18 protein-coding genes are annotated in these 22188 nt (G+C 30.4%); 12 read left to right on the top strand and 6 right to left on the bottom strand.

Going from position 1 to position 22188, the window contains the following annotated elements:
• Positions 1-7: 7 nt before the first annotated feature.
• Positions 8-3526: a pyruvate:ferredoxin (flavodoxin) oxidoreductase gene (gene nifJ, locus OCU47_RS13335; protein ID WP_261829095.1), complete on the top strand. Its 3519-nt coding sequence runs from the start codon at positions 8-10 to the stop codon at positions 3524-3526.
• A 126-nt stretch (positions 3527-3652) separates the two neighbouring features.
• On the opposite strand, the gene OCU47_RS13330 is transcribed toward nifJ, so the two are convergent.
• On the bottom strand, positions 3653-3820 hold the full coding sequence (locus tag OCU47_RS13330) for a DUF3787 domain-containing protein (RefSeq protein WP_261829094.1): 168 nt from the start codon (positions 3818-3820) through the stop codon (positions 3653-3655).
• A 538-nt stretch (positions 3821-4358) separates the two neighbouring features.
• Here OCU47_RS13330 and OCU47_RS13325 point away from each other — a divergent pair.
• A complete protein-coding gene (locus OCU47_RS13325; protein ID WP_261829093.1) occupies positions 4359-4862 on the top strand; it encodes a hypothetical protein in 504 nt (167 codons plus the stop codon).
• A 456-nt stretch (positions 4863-5318) separates the two neighbouring features.
• Here OCU47_RS13325 and OCU47_RS13320 read toward each other — a convergent pair whose 3' ends face one another.
• From OCU47_RS13320 to OCU47_RS13310, 3 genes are all read right to left on the bottom strand, one after another.
• Positions 5319-6548 (bottom strand): MFS transporter, encoded by a 1230-nt coding sequence (locus OCU47_RS13320; RefSeq protein WP_261829092.1) that lies wholly within the window; start codon positions 6546-6548, stop codon positions 5319-5321.
• 144 nt (positions 6549-6692) lie between these two features.
• On the bottom strand, positions 6693-7175 hold the full coding sequence (locus OCU47_RS13315; protein ID WP_261829091.1) for a MarR family transcriptional regulator: 483 nt from the start codon (positions 7173-7175) through the stop codon (positions 6693-6695).
• 293 nt (positions 7176-7468) lie between these two features.
• Positions 7469-7930 carry an 8-oxo-dGTP diphosphatase gene (locus OCU47_RS13310; RefSeq protein ID WP_261829090.1) on the bottom strand — a complete coding sequence of 154 codons (462 nt, stop codon included), beginning with the start codon at positions 7928-7930 and terminating at the stop codon, positions 7469-7471.
• A gap of 439 nt (positions 7931-8369) precedes the next feature.
• Between OCU47_RS13310 and OCU47_RS13305 the strand changes: the two genes are divergently transcribed.
• From OCU47_RS13305 to OCU47_RS13285, 5 genes are all read left to right on the top strand, one after another.
• Entirely contained in the window at positions 8370-9182 is an 813-nt protein-coding gene (locus tag OCU47_RS13305) for an amino acid ABC transporter substrate-binding protein (protein WP_261829089.1), read from the top strand.
• A gap of 17 nt (positions 9183-9199) precedes the next feature.
• Positions 9200-9841 carry an amino acid ABC transporter permease gene (locus OCU47_RS13300; protein WP_261829088.1) on the top strand — a complete coding sequence of 214 codons (642 nt, stop codon included), beginning with the start codon at positions 9200-9202 and terminating at the stop codon, positions 9839-9841.
• Positions 9842-9849: 8 nt separating this feature from the next.
• A complete protein-coding gene (locus tag OCU47_RS13295; protein ID WP_261829087.1) occupies positions 9850-10548 on the top strand; it encodes an amino acid ABC transporter ATP-binding protein in 699 nt (232 codons plus the stop codon).
• A gap of 187 nt (positions 10549-10735) precedes the next feature.
• Positions 10736-11332, top strand: a complete 597-nt coding sequence (locus OCU47_RS13290; RefSeq protein ID WP_261829086.1) for a hypothetical protein — start codon at positions 10736-10738, stop codon at positions 11330-11332.
• Positions 11333-11556: 224 nt separating this feature from the next.
• Positions 11557-11844, top strand: a complete 288-nt coding sequence (locus OCU47_RS13285; protein WP_261829085.1) for a DUF503 domain-containing protein — start codon at positions 11557-11559, stop codon at positions 11842-11844.
• Between the two features lie 63 nt (positions 11845-11907).
• On the opposite strand, the gene OCU47_RS13280 is transcribed toward OCU47_RS13285, so the two are convergent.
• A complete protein-coding gene (locus tag OCU47_RS13280; RefSeq protein WP_261829084.1) occupies positions 11908-13299 on the bottom strand; it encodes an MATE family efflux transporter in 1392 nt (463 codons plus the stop codon).
• A gap of 91 nt (positions 13300-13390) precedes the next feature.
• Between OCU47_RS13280 and OCU47_RS13275 the strand changes: the two genes are divergently transcribed.
• Complete coding sequence (locus OCU47_RS13275; RefSeq protein WP_261829083.1) at positions 13391-14218, top strand: MerR family transcriptional regulator; 828 nt, start codon at positions 13391-13393, stop codon at positions 14216-14218.
• A 454-nt stretch (positions 14219-14672) separates the two neighbouring features.
• Positions 14673-15689, top strand: coding sequence for an IS1595 family transposase (locus tag OCU47_RS13270; RefSeq protein WP_261829082.1), 1017 nt, complete (start codon positions 14673-14675; stop codon positions 15687-15689).
• Positions 15690-15998: 309 nt separating this feature from the next.
• Here OCU47_RS13270 and OCU47_RS13265 read toward each other — a convergent pair whose 3' ends face one another.
• Positions 15999-16718, bottom strand: a complete 720-nt coding sequence (locus OCU47_RS13265; protein ID WP_261829081.1) for a hypothetical protein — start codon at positions 16716-16718, stop codon at positions 15999-16001.
• A gap of 454 nt (positions 16719-17172) precedes the next feature.
• Here OCU47_RS13265 and OCU47_RS13260 point away from each other — a divergent pair, with 454 nt between their 5' ends.
• From OCU47_RS13260 to OCU47_RS13250, 3 genes are all read left to right on the top strand, one after another.
• Positions 17173-18165, top strand: a complete 993-nt coding sequence (locus tag OCU47_RS13260; protein WP_261829080.1) for a LacI family DNA-binding transcriptional regulator — start codon at positions 17173-17175, stop codon at positions 18163-18165.
• Between the two features lie 97 nt (positions 18166-18262).
• Positions 18263-20017: an ABC transporter ATP-binding protein gene (locus tag OCU47_RS13255; protein ID WP_261829079.1), complete on the top strand. Its 1755-nt coding sequence runs from the start codon at positions 18263-18265 to the stop codon at positions 20015-20017.
• Positions 19956-21740, top strand: coding sequence for an ABC transporter ATP-binding protein (locus OCU47_RS13250; RefSeq protein ID WP_261829078.1), 1785 nt, complete (start codon positions 19956-19958; stop codon positions 21738-21740). Before OCU47_RS13255 ends, OCU47_RS13250 begins: the two co-directional genes overlap by 62 nt.
• The last annotated feature ends 448 nt before the right edge of the window (positions 21741-22188 follow it).

Genomic DNA, 22188 nt, shown 5'->3' with positions numbered 1-22188 from the left:
GCCTTTTATGTCTAATAAAATGAAAACAATGGATGGAAATCAAGCTGCTGCTGAAGCATCCTATGCTTATACAGAGGTCGCAGCAATTTATCCAATTACTCCATCAACTCCTATGGCAGAGGGGGTAGATGAGTGGGCTGTTCATGGAAAGAAAAATATCTTTGGTCAGCCAGTAAAAGTTGTTGAAATGCAGTCAGAAGCAGGAGCAGCAGGAGCAGTTCATGGGTCATTAGCAGCAGGAGCACTTACAACTACATATACAGCTTCACAAGGGCTGTTATTAATGATTCCTAACTTATATAAAATAGCTGGAGAATTGTTGCCAGGAGTGTTTCATGTTACTGCTAGAGCTATAGCAACACATGCTTTATCAATTTTTGGTGATCACCAAGATGTTATGGCAACAAGACAAACAGGAGTAGCATTATTAGCATCTTCAAATGTTCAAGAAGTAATGGATTTGACAAATGTAGCTCATCTTGCTGCTATCAAGTCTAGGGTGCCATTTTTACACTTTTTTGATGGGTTTAGAACATCTCATGAATATCAAAAGATTGAAACTATTAATTATGAAGATATAGCAAAATTAGTAGATTATAAAGCTATAAAGGAGTTTAGAGATAGAGCATTAAATCCAGAACATCCTACTCTTAGAGGAACAGCTCAAAATCCTGATATCTATTTCCAAGGAAGAGAAGCTGCTAATAAGTTCTATGAAGAAGTTCCTAATATTGTAGAGAACTATATGAGAGAAATAGAAAAAATAACAGGAAGAGCTTATCATCCTTTTGATTATTATGGAGCTGCTGATGCTGAGAATATCATAGTAGCCATGGGGTCAGTGTGCGATACTATAGAAGAAACTGTAGACTATTTATCAGCTAAGGGTGAGAAGGTTGGAGTTATAAAGGTACATTTATATCGTCCATTCTGCTCAAATTATTTTATGAAAGTATTTCCTAAGACTGTAAAGAAGATAGCAGTACTTGATCGTACAAAGGAGCCTGGTTCTGTAGGTGAACCTTTATACCTAGATGTATGTAAGGTTTTCTATGATACTACTGATAAACCAGTTATTATTGGAGGACGTTATGGTTTGGGTTCAAAGGATACATTACCATCTCAAATTGTAGCTGTTTTCGATAATTTAAAGCAAGGTCAACCAAAAGATAGATTTACTATAGGAATAGTAGATGATGTTACTAATACCTCATTACAAGAAGGAGAGAGTATAGAAACAACTCCAGAAGGAACTATTAGTTGCAAGTTCTGGGGCTTAGGTTCAGATGGAACCGTAGGAGCGAACAAAACAGCAGTTAAAATTATAGGGGATAATACTGATTTATATGCTCAAGCATATTTTGCATATGATAGTAAGAAATCAGGTGGAAGCACTATTTCTCACTTAAGATTTGGAAAGCAAAGAATTAAATCTCCATATTTAATTAATAATGCAGATTATATAGCTTGCCATAATAAATCCTTTATATACAATTTCGATGTATTAAAGGGATTAAAGAAAAATGGTACTTTTGTTTTAAACTGTCCATGGAAAGACCAAGAACTAGAAGAAAATTTACCTGCATCAATGAAAAAGTATTTAGCTGAAAACAATATTAATTTTTACACAATAGATGCAGTTTCTGTTGCTAGAAATATAGGCTTAGGTGGCAGAATAAACATGATTATGCAATCTGCATTCTTTAAATTGGCAAATGTTATTGAGGTAAATCAAGCAGTAGAACTTCTAAAGAGTTCAGTTGAAAAGTCTTATGGTAAAAAGGGTCAAAAGATTGTAGATATGAATAAAGCAGCAATTGACCAAGGTATTGAATTAGTACATAAAGTCACTATCCCAGATACATGGAAGAATGCGCAAGCTAAGGACACAGCAGTGAAGGAAGAACCTGATTTTGTTAAGAATATTCAAAGAGTTATGGCTAGAAATGAAGGAGATAATCTTCCAGTTAGTGCATTCAATGGAATGGAGGATGGAACCTTCCCACTTGGTACTACTTCTTATGAAAAAAGAGGTATTGCAGTTATGGTGCCAGAGTGGCAAATTGATAAGTGTATTCAATGTAATCAATGTTCATACATTTGTCCTCATGCAGTAATAAGACCTTATTTATTAAATGAGGAAGAGAAACAAAAAGCAATTGATACATTTATGACAAAGGATGCTGTAGGAAAAGGACTTGAGGGATTAGGATATCGTATTCAAATAAGTCCTCTCGATTGTACTGGTTGTGGTAATTGTGCAGATGTTTGTCCAGCACCAGGTAAAGCTTTAATTATGAAGAGTGCTGAAGAGCAAATCTTAGAACAAGCAGAAAATTGGGAGTATGGACTTACTATAAGCACTAAGAATAACTTGATGGATCCAAAAACTTTAAAAGGAAGTCAATTTGTAAGACCATTATTAGAGTTTAATGGTGCTTGCCCTGGATGTGGTGAAACTCCATATATTAAGCTATTAACTCAATTATTTGGAGATAGAATGATGATAGCTAATGCTACTGGTTGTTCATCTATTTGGGGTGGAAGTGCACCATCAATTCCATATTCAACAAATTCTGAAGGAAAAGGTCCTTCTTGGGGAAATTCTCTTTTTGAAGATAATGCCGAGTACGGTTTTGGAATGTATATAGGTGTAAAGCAAATTAGAGAAAAGTTAGTTCAGCTAATGCAACAAGCATTGCAAACTGAAATTGCTCCAGAGCTTAAAGATGCATTCAACCAATGGTTAGCTTCAGTGGATGATGCAGAAGGCTCAAAAGAAGCTACAGCTAAAATAGTTGAAGCATTGAAAAATCAAGATTGTGAAAATAATCAAGTCTTCAAGGAAATAATGGAGAGGAAAGATTATTTGGTAAAGAAATCTCAATGGATAATAGGTGGAGATGGATGGGCATATGATATAGGTTTTGGAGGTGTAGATCAAGTATTATCCTCAGGAGAAGATGTAAATATATTTGTAATGGATACAGAAATCTACTCCAACACTGGTGGCCAATCATCTAAATCTACTCCAACTGGAGCTGTAGCTAAATTTGCTGCTGCAGGTAAGAAGACAAAGAAGAAGGACCTTGGAATGATGGCTATGAGCTATGGATATGTATATGTTGCTCAAATAGCTTTAGGTGCTAATATGAATCATGCTATTAAAGCAATTGCAGAAGCAGAAGCATATAAAGGACCATCATTAATAATTGCTTATGCACCTTGTATTAGCCATGGTATAAAATCAGGTATGGGCACAAGCATAGCAGAAGAAAAGAAAGCTGTTGAATCAGGATATTGGCATCTATATAGATACAATCCAATGTTAAGTGAAGAGGGAAGCAATCCATTTACATTAGATTCAAAAGAGCCAACAAAACCATTTAAAGAATTCATTCAAGGAGAGATAAGATACTCTTCATTAATGACTATGTTCCCAGATATAGCAGAAAAAATGGCTGATGCAGCTGAGAAGAATGCTCGTGAAAGATATGATAAATACAAATATCTAGCAGATAAATAACACTATAATAAAAAATAGTTAATCAAAAAGCTAGTATTATTAAGGTTTTACGTAAGATGAATAATATTGTAATAAAAAAATAGTATTACAATAAAAAAATAGCAAGAAATCTTTTCAGATTTCTTGCTATTTTTGATTAGCGTCTACCCAATCTTTAGCATTTCTTGTTTCACTTTTAGCAGGTACAGACACATTGGAAACAGGCTTTGTATCTTCTATATTTGCCCAAGCAGCTGTATCATGTTTTTCTATAGGTATTCCCATGAAGTGTTCTTTTTTATTTTTATCTTCCATAAAGGTCACTCCTTTTTTAAAATATATTTATCTGATTTTATTGTGCCCCATTACTATTAAATAATTAGTGGATAATTTATGATTGATTTATTTTCCATAGGACTGTTGGGATATATTACAACTAATTATTTGCTTCTAATATTTAGTGTTTGACTGCAATAATGGTTACATAGATGCAATTTTATTTTTCCAGACTATATATAAAATGAATTTAGAGTTATTAATAATTTTGTGGTTTGTTAATGGGTGTTAATATATATTTTCAAAGACTGTATAGAACTATTCCATCTAAATGTTGGTAGAAATAAGTAGAAAAATGTCGAAAGTTTTACGCTTGTCCACCAACATTTTATTGGAACAGTTCTATAGGTATTTAGTAACTTTAATTAGTTCCACTACTAATTTGAATTAGATATCTGAAAATAGACTAGTATACGTAATTATATATTTTTCAAGATGCCTTCTAAAATATATTATGTATAATATAGCTATAATAATTTATTAATATAAAAATACAAATTAAAAGAGGAGAGATTAAATGAATTTAGAGAATAAATATTATATAAATAATTCAGATTTAAAAATAACTTTGGAAGAGTTAAAAGATAAAGGAATTATATACATAGAAAACATACAGCGAGGGTTCAGTAAATATCCAAATTTAATAATTGAAGGTAGCGAGGAGTATGTGAATAATGCTGTTAAACAACTTGTTGCTGCAAATGGTATTGAAAATTCCTATGCAGATTTCTATTATGGGCGTTTAGATGAAGATGAAAAAAATAAAGTCAAGGAAGCTTTAAATGAAAGAGAAATTGTAATTGTAGAGTCACTTCAGTTAAGTAAAGACGACATTTTTGTTCACCTTAATGATGAGCTTCTTGAAATATTGTTAAAGCTTACATCAAAAGAAGTACTATTTAGCACGTTTTATTTTACTAAATATCCAACTTTGGTATGGGGAAACTATGGTAGAAGATATCCTGTGTTTTTTAAAGATGAGTTTGTTATGGAAACAGTAAAAGAACAGATTTGGGTTTAATTAAAATATTTTTTTAAAATGTTAAAGTAATACAATAAAGGAATAGGCATTAGGTATGCTTCGCCTCCACCATGAAACCCTCGACAATACACAAATGTATTGTCGAGGGTTTTTTATTATCGTAGATTAGACTATTTGTATAAGTATAATATATATAAATTTAGAGTTGAGGAGTGACTGATATTATAGCAGTTTTGATTAGTTCACCTTTTCTTTTTATGGGAGTAATCCCTTTAATAATAGGATTACTCTCTTATAAAAAGGGGAAAAAATATGCTTCTGAATCAAAAGTTATGGTATCGATAATAGTTAATGTTGTAAAAGGAGTTAAAATCTCTATTTCGTAAATAAAGTCACTTGAATAAATCAGGTGACTTTATTGTTTTTTAGCTATTAGTTTTTTTAAAAAGGAAAAATGAATTTGAACTTTCTATAATAAGTGGGTAGTTTACATATTTACATACATGCCCTTTTATATAAAACTGGTATTGCTGTTGCTACAAGGATTATGCCCATAAAAGCTGGTGCGGCATGACCAAGATATACATAGATTTGGCCTCCAACGATAGGCCCAATGATTTTTGCTAAAGCTTGAATAGATTGGCTTCCTCCTTGAATCCTTCCTTGCTCATTAGAATCGACAGATTTTGAGAGCATCCCGTTAAATGAAGGTCCAAAGATTGAGTCACCAAAACCGAATATAAACATTCCAGTGATAAAAAGAGTATAGAATGAGAATAAAGTAGATAAGGCAATAAAACTGTAGCCTATAATCTCCGAAACCATTCCAAGAATTGCTATCTGTTTATCACTAAGCTTTATTAAAAGTTTTGGCATTATGAACCCTTGTGAAATAATATCTTGAAAACCCATAATTGAAAACATAAGTCCAATCAGTGCAGGCTTCCAACTGAACGTATCCATTGTAAATTGTGAAAAAATTGCCTGTAAAGACCCATTAGGTATCCAAATTAAGAATGCTGAGATAAGCAGCCTTTGTAAGTTTTTCATGGAGAATATGTTTGCAAGCTGTATAAATGGGTTCAATCTTTCAAAGGTAAAATCTTTCATTCTATTACGCTTATCAAGGCTCTCAGGCATAAAAAAGAATCCATAAACAACATTCAATAAAGTTACTATTGCTCCAAAATACAAAGGTACAGAATAACCAAACTTGGCAAGTAATCCACCTAGAGTTGGGCCAATGATGGTGCCTACACCTACAATTGCACTCATCCATCCAAAATATTTGGTTCTATGTTCTTGAGGTATTATGTCTGAAAAATATGCAAAGATAGTGCCTATTGTTCCGCCTGTTATACCATCTATTATACGGCCAATAAATAGCACCCACAGAGCTCCTCCTATACCAAAAATTAGGTACCCTATTACAGAACCTAAAAGGCATACTAAGAGTACTGGTCGACGACCATATTTGTCACTTAAAGCTCCAAGTCCAGGAGCAGCAAAAAACACGCAGACTGCATAGATGGAAGTTAGCAGTGTGACAACTATAGCTTGTTCTTCAGGAGTCCTTATATACGGCTGCACTAAAAATGGTATAACAGGTGCTATGATTGTGAAGCCTATTCCGCAAAGAAATACGGAAATAAGACCGAATATTAAAGCATTTTTATTTACTGTTTGTTCTATATTATGTTTATTGTTTGATTTAAGTTTAGGCATTTGAATTCTCCTATAAAAAGTGATTGCTTTGTTTACTAGTCAACAAAATAATCATATCATCACTTTGTTTACTAGTCAACAAAAAGGTGATAATAAAAATGCAGCTTATTCCAATAGAATTTAGCTGCCTGTAATTTTATTTCATTAGTCAAATTCATCCGACTTAATATCTATACCATGTTTTTCTATTTCTGCATCCAAATGCTTACTATAATTTTCCACGAAGCTAAGCATACTGTCAAGTTGTTTCTCTGTTACCTGATCAAATACAACTTTATCCCGCTCTTGAAACTCTTTATGTAGCTTTTCATGGACTTTATAAATTCTTTGTCCTTCTTCAGTAAGTCTAAAATAAATTTCTTTCTTATTATCTGGCTTTTGATAGTTTTCAATGAGACCTTTTTTTATGAGCTTCTTGGTCATTTTGCTTATAGCACCCCTAGTCATGTAAAGCGACTCTGCGAGCTTTGTCACATTAGAATCTACATTTTTTCCAATGCATTCAATGTAATGTACTTCAGAGGATTTATACCCCTTAAAACTATCTTCCATCTTAGACTTATTAAGCCAAGCCATTTTATTAAATAACTCCCTAAAGCTGATCATAACCTGTTCTTCTTTGTTCATGGCATATCCTCCTAATCGTTGGTGCATTAAAAATATTATATTGAACTTTTGTTTCTATTTCAACAATATTAAATTAATTATTTTAAGAATTTGCTATACTTGAGAAAAGAGAGCAAAAAGTGTCTAAGTATTCACTAAGCAAATGGTAATTAAATAAGACACTTAATATTATAGTGGATTTCACATATCGTGCTTCGCCTCCACAAATGAAATCCATGACAATAAATAAATGTGTTGTCGTGGGGGGGGTACGTTTAGGAAATATTTTTATTCTAGAAGAAAATCAAATTAATCTATTTTAGAATATGATTCCAGCCAGATTTTTGTTGATTCTCTGCAATGAAATATTCATTAAGACTATTATCTAGCATTACCTTAACCATATTATCAAAACCATGGGCAAGTTTTAACAAATGAAGTTCATTAATATTGTGCCAAAAAACATATCCTTCTGCACCATGTTCTATTAAATTTCCTTCATATGAATATGTTTTGAATAGAAAAACTAAATATCTTTTATTCTCACCCGGTATACACCAATCTTTAAGTCCACAGGCCTGTAAGTCACGTATTGTTAGTCCAGTCTCTTCCTTAATTTCTCTAATGGCTGAATCTACTATAGACTCACCTTTTTCTATATGACCTCCAGGAAAAGCTATTCCAGTCCACCCGCCCTTAATTCTATTTTGCACAAGGACTTTATTATTCTCTTTGTCAATTATCATGGTCATATTAGTTAACTCTACATTTTCCATATACCCACCCCTTAAAAATAAGTTAATTACATTAAATTTTAAGTTGCTAATTTCCCAGAAAACCAGCCATTTATCCATTTTTTTATCTCATATATCATGTTATTCACTCCATAAAATATTCTTAAAATTAATTTTGTTTTTATATTTAGTTTAGCACAACATTACAATTAATATATGTTTTTATTGATTTATGTAAAATGGATTAAATTATTATTCATCTTATTAAAAGTGAGTCTCTTAAAATAAATTTTAGCACTATTATTTTAACACTGTAAAACTTGTTTACTTTAAAGTGCTAAAATGTTATAATAAATTATTCTTATTAACTCTTATTTTTGTGTGGATAAGTATAAAAAAAACGCACAAAATAATAAAAAGATGAGTAGGCCACAAGCGCCAATGAATACAAAATAATAAAAAATTGTAGGGGGAATAACCAATGAAAAAAAGTAAACTAATAAATAAAATTTTGATTGCAGCAACCATTCTTACACTAACATCAGGTCTAGTTGCTTGTAGCAATGGAGCTAAAAATAGCAAAGGTGATGGAAAAACGGAATTAGTAATGGGGTTAGATGACACTTTTGTACCTATGGGTTTTAAAGATAATAATGGCGAATTGGTTGGGTTTGATATTGACCTAGCTAAAGCAGTTGAAAAGAAACTTGGAAAGAAAATTAAATTTCAATCAATAGATTGGAGTATGAAGGAATCAGAATTGAATAATGGCAACATAGATTTGATTTGGAATGGATACTCAGTTACAGCTGAAAGAAAAACAAAGGTTGATTTTTCAGATGTCTATTTAAACAATAGACAAGTAATAATAACTTTAGCAGATTCTAAGATTAATAGTAAAAAAGATTTAGCAGGAGCAAAGGTTGGTGCTCAAAATCAATCAAGTTCAGTAGATGCTATAAATGCAGATAAAGAAACATTAAGCAAATTTAATGATGGAAAAGTAATAACATATGAAACTAATAATGATGCATTAATGGATCTGGAAAGTAAAAGAATTGATGCAGTTGTAGCTGATGAAATTTTAGCAAGATATTATATTAAAGGAAGAGGAGAGAGCAAATATAAAGTTCTTAAAGAGGATTTTGGTAATGAAAGCTATGCAGTTGGTATTAAAAAAGGAAATACGCAATTATTAAATGATTTTAATAAAGCATTAAAAGAAGTAATTAAAGATGGAACTGCTGGAGAAATATCTAAGAAGTGGTTTGGTCAAGATATTGTAGTTAAGTAGAAGAGGAGGAATCACTTTTGGATTATGTTTTAAGACTAATGCCACAATTGCTAAAGGCATCTGTAGTTACATTAGAAGTTTTTGTTATAGTACTAATATTATCTATACCTCTTGGAATTGCAGTAGCTGCAGGAAGAAAATCTAAGGTTAAAATAATTTCAAAAATACTTGAAGTATATATTCTTATAATGAGAGGAACACCACTGCTATTACAGATAATAATAATATTTTTTGGATTACCAATAGTAGGAGTAACCTTTGATAGGTTTACTGCTGGAATTATAGCATTTACGTTAAATTATACAGCTTATTTTGGTGAAATATTTAGAGCAGGAATAAATTCTATTGATGAAGGACAATATGAGGCTGCAGAAGTTTTGGGGCTAACCCCAAGCAATACATTTTATAGAATTATATTACCTCAGGGAATAAAGAGAGTAATACCACCAATGGCGAATGAAATAACAACACTAGTAAAGGATACTTCATTAGTGTACGTTTTAGGAATGGACGAATTATTAAAAATGGCCAAAATGGCTTCAAATAGAGATATTACTTTAGTACCATTATTACTAGCAGGAGTTATTTATTTGGTAATAATAGGTATACTAAGTAAGGTGCTACAACAAGTTGAAAAAAAATACGAGTACTATAACTAGGGGGAAACATGCTAAAGATCAAAAATATTAGAAAACATTTTGGAAAGATAGAAGTTTTAAAGGGAATCAACCTTGAAATAAAGTCTGGTGAAATATTAGTAGTGGTAGGAAAATCAGGCGGAGGAAAGACTACCTTGCTTAGATGTGTAAATGCGTTAGAGCATTGTGATGCTGGTGATATTGAGATAAATGGTAAAACTCTATGCAAAGATGGAAAGTATATAAATAAAAAAGCATTAAGAGAATTGCGAAAAGATATTGGTTTAGTTTTTCAAAACTTTAACTTGTTTCCTCATATGACTGTATTAGAAAATCTAATTGAAGCACCACAAAAGGTTTTAAATATGCCAAAAGAAGAAGCAATTAAAAAAGCTGAAGAAACTCTTGGATTTTTAGGACTTTCTGATAAAAAGAACAACTATCCATTTCAGTTATCAGGAGGACAAAAGCAAAGAGTTGCTATAGGAAGGGCTTTAGTTCTAGAACCAAAGATAATGTGTTTTGATGAACCAACTTCAGCTTTAGATCCAGGTTTAACTGGAGAAGTAGCCAGTCTTATAAAGAGTCTAAGTTCAAGCAAAGGTATGAGTATGATGATTATAACTCATGACATGGATTTTGCTAAAAATGTAGCAGATAGGATTGTATCAATGAAAGAAGGGAAGCTTCAAGAAGGATTAATTTTTGAAGAAGAATTAGAAAATTAAATTTTCTAATAAAATTATAAGGGCGAGCTCAGAGATGTCTGAGCTCGTTTTTTAAATTTAACTAGTATTTGTTTTAAAAGTCCCAAGTTATATAATATTTATAATAATTGTAAATACATTCACAATTTAACTATAATGAGTATATGTAAATAATTGTGAAAATAAGGTTCACAGCATTGGAGATATTATGAGAGAAAAAAGTTATAATCATAAAAATAATAATAACAATAATATTTTTAAATTAAGAAAAGTTGATGGAATTAAGTTTAGAGCTATGTGGAGTAGCAAGATATTATATGCATTATTATTGCTAGTAGGAATTTCAGTTACAGGAGCCTCTATATTTAGTGTGATAAGAGAAGGACGGCTACTGAATTACATAAAGCTATTTCGTTTAGCTATTGTATTTGTGCCGATGCTTTTTCTTTGTTTCATAAATAAAAAGTTTCTTGGAATAATTGTAGCAGTAATAGATGAAAAAGGAATTTATACAAAAGATAAAATTATCTTATGGAATCAAGTAAAGGAAATAAAGTACCATGTTCCAATTATTCCTTCAAAAGGGAGCCTTGAACCATATGAATATTTTTGTAGCTTAACAGTTTATACTAATAACAATGCATATGAAATTTTGCATGCACCAAGGTGCATGATTAAGTATATAAAAGAATATGTCCCTAATGTAAAGGTAATAAGAGATTATGAATTTATTTTTGAGATTCTAATGATTTTTGTAATGTTCAGTATTGGTTCCATTATATTTGGATTTCATTCTAAACTATAGAATAAACAAATATTATAAGATTGTTCAGTGATTTTCATAAGAATATTCTCAAGAGTACTTAGAGTGAATAATATGTGCTTTTGAGAATACTTATTTTTCATAATGAAATTATTTGAATATTTATTATTGATCCAGATAAATATATAACTATGAAAATATTTATATACTTGTAACTAAAGTGGTATGATTATATTTTCATATAGTAAGAAAGGATTCAGGATAATATGAAGGTGTTGATTATTAAGATTACATTGAGAGCTTCGTGGGTACATTCGTTAAAAGAAAAAAGAATGGTGGTTAAAAGTCTTTTACAAAGGTTAAAAAATAAATTTAATGTTTCTGTTGGAGAAGTAGATGAACAAGATATTCATCAGACGATTGTTATTGGTATAGTTGCTGTATGTGGAACTTCAGCTCAAGCAAGTTCAACTATGGAAAGCATAATTACTTTTATTGAAGATAATACTGATGCTGAGATAGTTGATATTGAACAATATGAGGAAAATTTTTAATAAATGGAATAGTAGAATACCTGTAGATAAAGTTATTGTTCTACAGGTATTTTTAGTAAAGATTTAATTGAAATTTATACTATGTTTCCATCGACCACTAACAAATCTTACTGAAAGTAATATACATCTTACTACATTATCTGCTACCATTGAAAGCCATACTGCGTTCAATCCAAGATTAAATACTGATACACATAGATAAGTTGAGACTAGTCTAACTCCCCACATTGAGAATAGAGAAATAAAAAATGGAACCTTTGTATCTCCAACACCATTAAATATACCCTCTAAAATTATAAGGGCAGCAAACATTGGTTCTGAAAGAGCAACAATACGTAAGGCTGAAGCTCCTGAACTAATTACTGTGTTATCTTGAGTAAATATAGACATCATGGTCTGAGGAAATAAGAAAAGTATACCTCCTGTTACGGTCATGACAGAAACTGCTATACCTATTATTGTAATAGAAATATGATTCAGTTTCTTTTTATTTTTTTCTCCAACAGCGTTGCCAGCCAGTGTAGAGGCAGAAGCTTGCATTCCATACCCAGGAATATAGAAAGCTTGCTCGGCAGTTAATGCTATTGAATGCGCAGCAAAGGCAATTGTACCTAGTTTTGTAACTAAGGATGTGAATGCAACTTGCCCAAGGCAAGTTGTAACTCTTTCTAATGTTACAGGGATACCTACTTTTATGCATTGAGTCATTATTGGTTTATTAATTCTAATTTTTGTTCCTTTTGGAGAAACTAGAGCATTTCTGTAAAGTGCAATAAACATTAATGCACCACTTACACAGTAGGCTATTGCGGTGGCAGTAGCTGAACCTACAACACCAAGTCCAGCACCAAATATTGAGAATGTAAAACTTCCTAAAGAAATTATCCTGGTATCATAAATTAATATAAAGTTTAAAAGTATGTTTACAACATTCATAATTAGGTTAACAATCATTGGTGTCTTCATATCACCTGTAGCACGAAGGACAGATCCAAATACTATATTGGAAGCACGAAATAGCATAGGAAGACATATAATTGCAAAATAAAGTGATGCATTTCTTTGAATCTCAGGACTAGCCCCTAACCATTTTGGAAGAAATGGACTAACAGATAAGGTAGTAATTCCAACAATAATTCCTAGAACTAAAGCTATAATAATAGATTGCGTTGCTGCAGATTTTGCTTCATTAAATTTTTTTGCACCTATCGCTGATGAAATATAAGCCAGTACGCCTATTCCCATAGCAAAAAATGGGCTATTTATTAACCAAGTTACTGTGGTGGTTAATCCTACTGCAGCAGAAGCCTGAGGACCAATTCTTCCAACCATAGCTGAATCAGCATATTGCACTACAGTCTGCAAAGCTTGTTCTACAATTGAAGGCCAAGCTAAGGCAAATATTGAGAATATTATTTGTTTGTTATTGAATAAATATTTTTTTGTATTTAACATATATAGTAGTCCTTTTCTAATTAATTATTGTACATATATTTAGCAATGCTATAATAAGGGATATAGTAACTATATAGTCAAGAGGTGTATTATGAATAATAAAATATATCTTTCCACAGGTGAATTAGCTAAAATGCTTGGGATAACTAAGCAAAATGTAATTTACTACGATAAGATTGGTCTTATTTCTCCAGTTAAAAGAGATGAAAAGGAATATAGATATTATACTTTGGAACAAGCAGATGAACTGGATTCTATTTTAACATTTAGAAATTTAGGGGTATCAATTAACATACTAAAAGAGTATTTAAGCGAGAGAAATGCTGAGAGATGTATTGAAATATTACGAAAGCAAAAGGAAAAGGTAGATATTGAAATTCAGAAGTTAGATAGAATTAGAAAGAAAATAGATAGTCGCGCTAAATTACTTGAACAAGTTCTTACCCTTACAGATTTGAAAAAAGTAGTGTACGCAGAACAAGATAAGGAAAGCTATATGGTGAAGCAATGCAAAGAAGATGATGACAAAGAATATATGCAGCGATTTATTGAGTTATGTAATCATTCAAAGCAGTTACAAATTGATTTTGAAAATCCTGTTTGTAATATTATTAAAAAAGAAAATTTGTTTATAAGAAATTATAAAAGAATAGAATACTTTGGAATCAAAATACCGGAGGATTTTGATTGTTCTTCAATTGAAGTATTAGAAAAACCTTTTGGTATTTATGCATCAACTTATCATCAAGGATCGTATGAAACAATGTATCTAGCTTATGATAGACTAATAGAAAATATTAAAAAAGATGGATATAGGATATGTGGTCATGCCTATGAAACAGATTTACTTAGTACTCTAACTAATGCTGATAAAAATGAGTATATCAAGCTTATATCAATTCATATTTCTAAAGATTAATAATAAATAATGTTGAAGTAAATTCAGTATATAAATACTTATTGTTATTGATAGTGCAAGCGTTATACTGAAAATTAATTCTTATAAATTTTTTGAGTATAATATATTGTTAATTAAGTATGAGCATTTTTGTTTATTGGGGGGATATTTATTTTTTTGAATTTGCATAGATTTTGAAGTCTTAATAATTTTAATGGTTTTCATGTTACCACACTTGTGTATATGTTAATAATATATATAGAAGTATTCCATCTAAATGTTGGTGAAAATTTTGTCGAATTTTTGTAACTTGTCCACCAACATTATTATGGAATAGTTCTATAGGGAATCTCATAGATACACAGTCACATCTCCCCTCATCTATTCATCATAAAAAATTTTAATCACAGTGAATATAAAAAAATAATCAGTCAAAAATTCAGAGAGAACATATTTTCTGAATGGAGTGATTGAGGTGTGGACTAATAAATTAGATTTATTTTCAACGAACCAATGTAATGAAGAATTTAAGGAAATTTACATAAAAGATTGTTTAAACTATTATTATGACTTTTTAAAATCAGCTAAAAACATAGTCAAATGCCCACACTGCGGCAGTATCAATATAATAAAATATGGATACACAAAGTCAGGCTCCAATATTTATAAAAGACATCTATGTAAATGCTGTTATAAAACTTTTTCTGAGGTTACCACATCTCCATTAAGCTACAGTAAAAAAGATATTCACGTATGGATACAATATTTAGGCTGCATGGCTAAGGGTATGACATTGAAAGCAATATCAGAGGAATTAAAAATAAATATTAAAACAGCTTTTGCGTGGAGACATAAGATATTAAGTTCTATTGAGAATAAAGTAATGACAAGCGAGCTTTCACATCATGTGCAAGTTGATGATTTTATGATGCGGAAAAACTTAAAAGGAAATAAGAAAATTTATTTAGAAACTAAAAAAATTAGATTAAAATATTCAAGGTTTGAAGCACCTATGAATGAAAGAATAAGAGTAATAAGCTGCATAGATGATTCAGAAAATATAGTTTTAAGAGGAATAGATAATAGTTTAGTAAATTATGAAGATGCAAGAAAGTTCTTATCTCCGTTAGTGAAACCAAAGTCAATACTATGTACAGCAAGAAATTTTTCGTATATAAGTTTTGCAAAGAAAAATAAGTTTAGAATAGAGTTAGAAAGATCGAAAAGGTATAAAACCAAAACAGGGGAATACTTAGATAACAAAACAGCAAGAAATAATGGATTTAATTTTATTAGATATATAGAGAAATTTATGGGGATTGCCACAAAGTATGTGAATTATTATCTCAATTTATATGTTTGGGATATTAAAAACAAGGCAACCCAATTTTGTGTTGCAGTAAAACAGTTATTTATAAACTTACTAAATAGCAATAAAGTTTTGAGAACTGTTGATTTTAAGAATGTAACTTTAGACGGGGTATCAGTTTAGGTGTTAGTATTTATAAGTTTTAATAAGTTATTTTAGTTGATACTTAAATGAAAAAAGTGCTGAATACTGATATGTAAATTTTAATTAATAGAATTCATGAATGACTAAGTGATTGTCAAGATTCTTTTAGAGAACAGTACGAAGTACTGTATGGTGTGATATTATAAATAATATAAAAGGAGTGTCCCAACACAACTTTAAATAAAATTATTTTTGGGACACTAATTGTAGGATGAAATCAATTTGTTATAAACGCCTATTATTAAATATAATTTTAAACTTTGTTTTTATTAGATGTAGATGCTATTTTTATTCAGTGTAGAAGTGACCAGCAAAAACACGTGCTCCTTCTTGTACACCCCCACCCATACTACTAGTAAAACCTAAAAATTCTAGATTTTTATCAAAAAATAAATCTAGTTTTATAGGAACACCTATGTCTTTAACTATTTCTAGTCCGCAAAAAGTTAGATTTCTAAGAACAGATGGATGATCTTTGAATGCGCCTACCATAAAATTATCATTTTTATTAATTTGTAGACCTACTTTACCCATGTAATATGTAAAAAATCTAGTGCCTTCACTTGATTGTCGTGCTCTATCAATAAGAGTTCCTACTCCACCGCCACCGCCTTTTCTTAATTCAGCATCAGCATTTATACCAATCATTAAGCTAGGAAATATAAATTCACAGCCTGCTGTATTGGTTTCAGTTGCAGTTTGTTCTCCTATCTGTTCCATAAGAGAAAAGCTTGGATTTTTGTCCCAATCAGTAATATTTAAATCTTTTATTCGACCATTATTATCACGATCTGTGCAGTAATTTCTTGTGAAATAAGCATTATTATCTATAAAATCACTATATTCGATATAATTAGCTTTGGCTGCATCTATAATTTCTTGATTAGTTGGGCGAGTATTTTTGGTTAGTCTTTGAGTATTTAAATCACTTTCTATAATACTTATGGAGCTCTCGTCTAAGTTATCAATTATATCTTCGAATACTGGTTTTGTTAAAACTGTAGTCATACAAATACACTCCTCTCAACGTAGTTTTATGCAAAGAAATATAATGTATTGTAATAATAAAATTACATTCGTTAAAGTAGCGTTTAAAGTAATTAACCCAATATTAAACATAGAGAATTAATTGCAAACTATATAAATTCCTTTGCATTTAAATATATTTTTTGAGTTTAGGAGTTAATTTATACTGAACTATTATCTACGTTTTTGGCAATAAAAACATAAGCTAGTACGACTATAGTTTTTTTGTTTTAATTTATTTAAAATTTTTATTTTTAAATAAATTTTTTTATGTCTAAACGGCAAGCTATTTTTAAGGAATATATTTACTAACTATAATAAATTTAGTATACTTATATTGATCTAACGTTACGCTTTTAGAAATATAACGTTAGATTTGCAAAAGCTATAACGTTATGTTTGCGGTGAATAAGTATATTTTTTGGAGGTGTACCTTTTGAAAGGTGACAAAGTTAAAATTTCAGATATAGCCAAAGAGCTTGAAGTATCTACAATTTCTGTTAGTAGAGCTTTGGCAGGGCAATCAGGGGTAGGTGATGAACTTAGAAATAGAATAATAAGTAAGGCAAAAGAGATGGGATATTTTAAAGCTAAAAATAATGAAGATATAAAAATATTAGTGTTACATCAGAAGCCATTCGTTCAGGATACAAGTAACTATAGTCAAATGGTTCAAGGAATTGAAAGATCAATACAAACAAAGAAATGTGAATATGATTTAGAATTTGTGGATAAAGAACATCAAGATCAGTTGTATTTGCCTAACAAGATCCAAAAAGGAATTAATTTTGATGGAATAATATTTATTGGCAGATTTAATAGTGATTATGTTAAATTCATTTCTAGCAGGATTAAAAATCAAGTTTTTTATACAGGATATTCCCCTTCATTTGACTGTGATAGTGTTTGGTATAACTTTAATAATGGCGGATATAAGCAATGTGAATGTTTAATAAAAAATGGTCATAGAGAAATAGGATTTATAGGTGGTTGCAGCGTATACAAAAACAAAGAAAAGGTACTTGGAATTACTTCAGCTTTGGAAGATTATAATTTGCCAATAAGAGATGAGTTTTTTATATATGAAGAAAATTTTGAAGAAAGAGTAGCAAAATTGATTAGCAGTAATAATGGACCAACCGCTATTATTTGTCAATGGGATTATACTGCAATAAAACTTATAAAATGCTTACATGAAAAAGGAATTAAAGTACCGGAGGATATATCTATCGTTGGGAGTGGAAATACTGAAATATCATCACTTTCAATACCAGCTTTAACAACTTTGGAATTAAATATTGATTATGCTTGTGAAATGGCTGTAGAACTTCTTTTAAAAAGAATAAATAAACCAGATAAACCTTATGAGAATATAACAATAAACAGCATTTTGATAGAGAGGGATTCGGTAAAGAATTGTATGAAGTAGGGAAATGTTATAGTTGTTTATAATTTGGGGATAGAGCACAGTAAAAATTCAAAGCTATTTTTTCTTTTTAAGTTCTATATTAAATAGGGGGTGCAAAATGGGGAAGAAGATATTAATTAATTTTATAAAAGAACATAAGGTTTCCTACACTATAGGAGTTACATTTATGTTACTAACATCGTACATTCAGACTCTTTTTCCAAAAGTTCTAGGAGATACAATTGATATCTTAAAGGTAAACAATTTTAGTAATAAGGATGTATATATAAATATTGCATATATAATGCTTATTGCTTTAGGTACATTCGTAACTACCTATGCATGGAGAAACTTAGTTATTGGAAATGCTAGAAACATGGAATGTCACCTTAGGGAAAAACTTTTCGAGCACTTTGAAAAGTTATCTCCTGAATTCTATAACAGAAGAAAGACTGGAGATTTAATAGCTTATGCAATAAATGATATAAGTGCAGTTAGAATGACCTTTGGTCCTGCAACAGCTATGTCAATAAACGGTATTGTAATCTGCTTGATATCAATTTACTCTATGGCAAGGGCAATAAATTGGAAAGTTACTCTTTTGGCATTACTACCAATACCAATTATAGTATTGATAATGACTAAAATAGGTGGTATTGTACGTAAAAGATTTAAAAAAGTGCAGGAGAATTTTGCTTCTATTTCAGATAGAGTGCAAGAGAATATTAATGGAATTAGAGTTATAAAAGCATATGTTCAGGAAGATAAAGAAGTAGAAAAGTTCGAGGTACTAAATGAAAAAATGTCAGAATCTAACTTAGATATGATTCGGGTTTCTTCATATGTATCACCATTAATTGAAATATGTTTTACTATAAGTTTTGTTTTAAATCTTATTATTGGGGGCAACATGGTGCTTGAAGGCAGCATATCCTTAGGTAGCTTCGTTGCATTTAATGGATATTTAACAATGATAATGTCACCAATAATATCAATAGGTCGTATCATCACAATATTCCAAAGAGGTATGGCTTCGTTGAATAGATTAAACGAAATATTTGATACAGAAATTGATATAAAAGAAATTGAAGATTGTGTAAGAAGTTCTATAGATGGAGATGTTGAGATTAAGGATTTATCTTTTAATTATCCAGGAGCAGAGGAAGCAGTATTAAAGGATATAAATATAAGCATACCTAAAGGACATACTTTAGGTATTGTAGGAAAGACTGGTTCAGGTAAAAGTACGTTGGTCAATTTACTGCTAAGAATGTATAACGTTCCAAGAGGTAAGATTTACTTTGATGGAGTAGATATAAATGATTACGAGCTTAAATCCCTTAGAGATAGCTTTGGGTTTGTTCCACAAGATAACTTCTTATTTAAAGCATCTGTATCTGACAATATAAAATTTTTCAAACAAATTTATGAGGATGAAGAAGTAATAGATGCTACAAAAAATAGCTGTATTTTTGATAGTGTTATGAGTTTAAATGATGATTTTAACACAGTTCTTGGTGAAAGAGGAGTAAACATTTCTGGTGGACAAAAACAAAGAATTTCTATTTCCAGAGCTCTGATTAAAAATCCAGATATTCTTATATTAGATGATTCACTTTCAGCAGTAGATACCATTACAGAAACTAAAATTCTTGAGAATTTAAGAAGATTACGTGGCAATAAAACTTCTATAATAATTGCACATAGAATGTCAGCAGTTATGGAAGCTGATGAAATAATAGTTCTTGATGAGGGCAGAATAGTTGAACGTGGTACTCATTCAGAATTACTTGAGAAGGAGGGAATATACTATGATATCTACAAATCTCAATTCCATGAGGAAGACAATGAGTTCGGAAACGAAGCCTCCTAAGAGTCAAGCATTAAGTAGACTTCTTAAACTAATGCTTCCATATAAGAGAAGTGTAATTGTTGCAGCAGTATGTGTTCTTTTAGTAAATGCAGCACAATTAATAAAACCATATATTTTAAAGTTAGTAATTGATGATTTTCTAACGAAGCATGTGGCACAAAGAGGATTTTATTCAATAACAACCATGGGACTATCATACTTTGCTGTTGTGGCATTGGGAGGATTTTTTGCTGTTGCTCAAGTAATGTTGATCAATAAAGTTGGACAAAATATTATGAAAACATTAAGAAGTAGAGTTTTCAAAACTATTCAGTTATTACCGCTTGAATACTTAGACAAAACTTCTTCAGGAAGATTGATCACAAGAGCAACCAATGATGTGGAATCTTTAAGTGAAATGTATACGGATGTGTTGATAAGTTTATTTCAAGATGTATTCTTGCTAATAGGTATAATCTACACAATGCTTATGATTAATGTTAAGTTGGCATTAATATCATTTTCTGTGGTGCCATTTATATTTGCTGTAGTATTTATATTAAAAACAAAAATAAAGAGAAACTTTACTAAGATGAAAGCTCTTATTGGAAAAATAAATGGATTTATGGCTGAGAGCATATCAGGCATGAGGCTAATTCAAATTTTTCATGGAGAAGAAGAAAAGAAGAAAGAATTCGCAGAACTTAATAATGAGTATTTTAAGTCTACCTTGTTTCAAGTTAGAATGAACAGCTTTTTAAAACCAGCAGCAGATATTTTTCAAAGCTTAGCTGTGGCAATTTTGATTTGGTATGGTATGGGCAGAGTTGCTAATCATACTTTAAGTATAGGGGTACTATATGCATTTACAACATATATAAAGCAATTCTTCAATCCTATATCAGATTTAGCTGAAAACTATACAACTATTCAATCAGCCTTAGTTTCTGCAGATAGAATCTTTGAATTGTTGGATCAAGAACAAACTTTAGAGGAATTGGATTTAGGGATAGGAATAGATAGATTTGAAGGAAATATAGAATTTAAACATGTATGGTTTGCTTATAATGATGAGGATTGGATTTTAAAGGATATAAGTTTTACTCTAAATAAAGGCCAAACTGCAGCATTTGTTGGACAAACTGGTGCAGGGAAAACAACTATCATTAGTCTTATAAGTGGATTCTATAAGGTTCAGAAGGGTGAAATTCTTATTGATGGAATTAATATAAATAATATAAAGAAAAGAGATTTAAGAAGAAATGTAGCAGTTGTGCTTCAAGATGTATTTTTATTTTCAGGTACTATTGAAGATAATATTACATTAAATGATACCATTGATAAAAATATAATAGAAAAATCTTTAGAAATAGCTCATGCAAAAGAAGTGATTGATGGATTTGCTATGGGAATAAATGAACCTGTTATGGAGAGGGGAAGCACCCTTTCAGCAGGACAGAGACAGTTGATATCTTTTGCCAGGGCCTTAGCACATAATCCTTCAATATTTGTTTTAGATGAAGCTACAGCTAATATTGATACTCAAACTGAATTATTAATTCAAAAGGCTATAGATAATATTACAAAAGATAGAACTACATTAATTATTGCTCATAGACTTTCAACTATAAGGAATGCTGATAAGATAATAGTTCTAAAGCATGGTGAAATCTTAGAGATGGGAAATCATGAAGATCTAATGGAGATAGGTGGATATTACAGAGATTTGATAGTTAAAGCATAAGGTATGTAGTTATAAGCTAAAAGTAGCTTTTAAGCAGGTATGTTCTCTGGTCAATGATAAGTGATAAATAATAAGTAATTGAATGGTGACTAATAAATAATGAATTTTTAGGAAAGAACTAAAAACCAATTACGAATAACTAGCAGGGGATACTTATTAATAATTATCTATATAGAACTGTTCCATAATAATGTTGGTGGACAAGTTACAAAAATTCGACATTTTTTTCCCCAACATTTAGATGGAATACTTCTATATGTACCCATATAGATACATATGAAACTGATAATTTTATCAATATTTAATTACATGCTTTTAATAATCAATAATAGTATCATTTTGCCAATTATAAACCAATTATATTATATATATTCAGTGAATAAAGTCTGTTGATTGAAAATTACATACACTGATTATTAAATCATTTGTTTATTTATTAGATATATAA

Source organism: Clostridium sp. TW13 (assembly GCF_024345225.1).
GTDB lineage: Bacteria > Bacillota > Clostridia > Clostridiales > Clostridiaceae > Inconstantimicrobium > Inconstantimicrobium mannanitabidum.
Note: the sequence above shows the minus strand (reverse complement) of the source record. Positions and strands in the feature narration are given on the sequence as shown.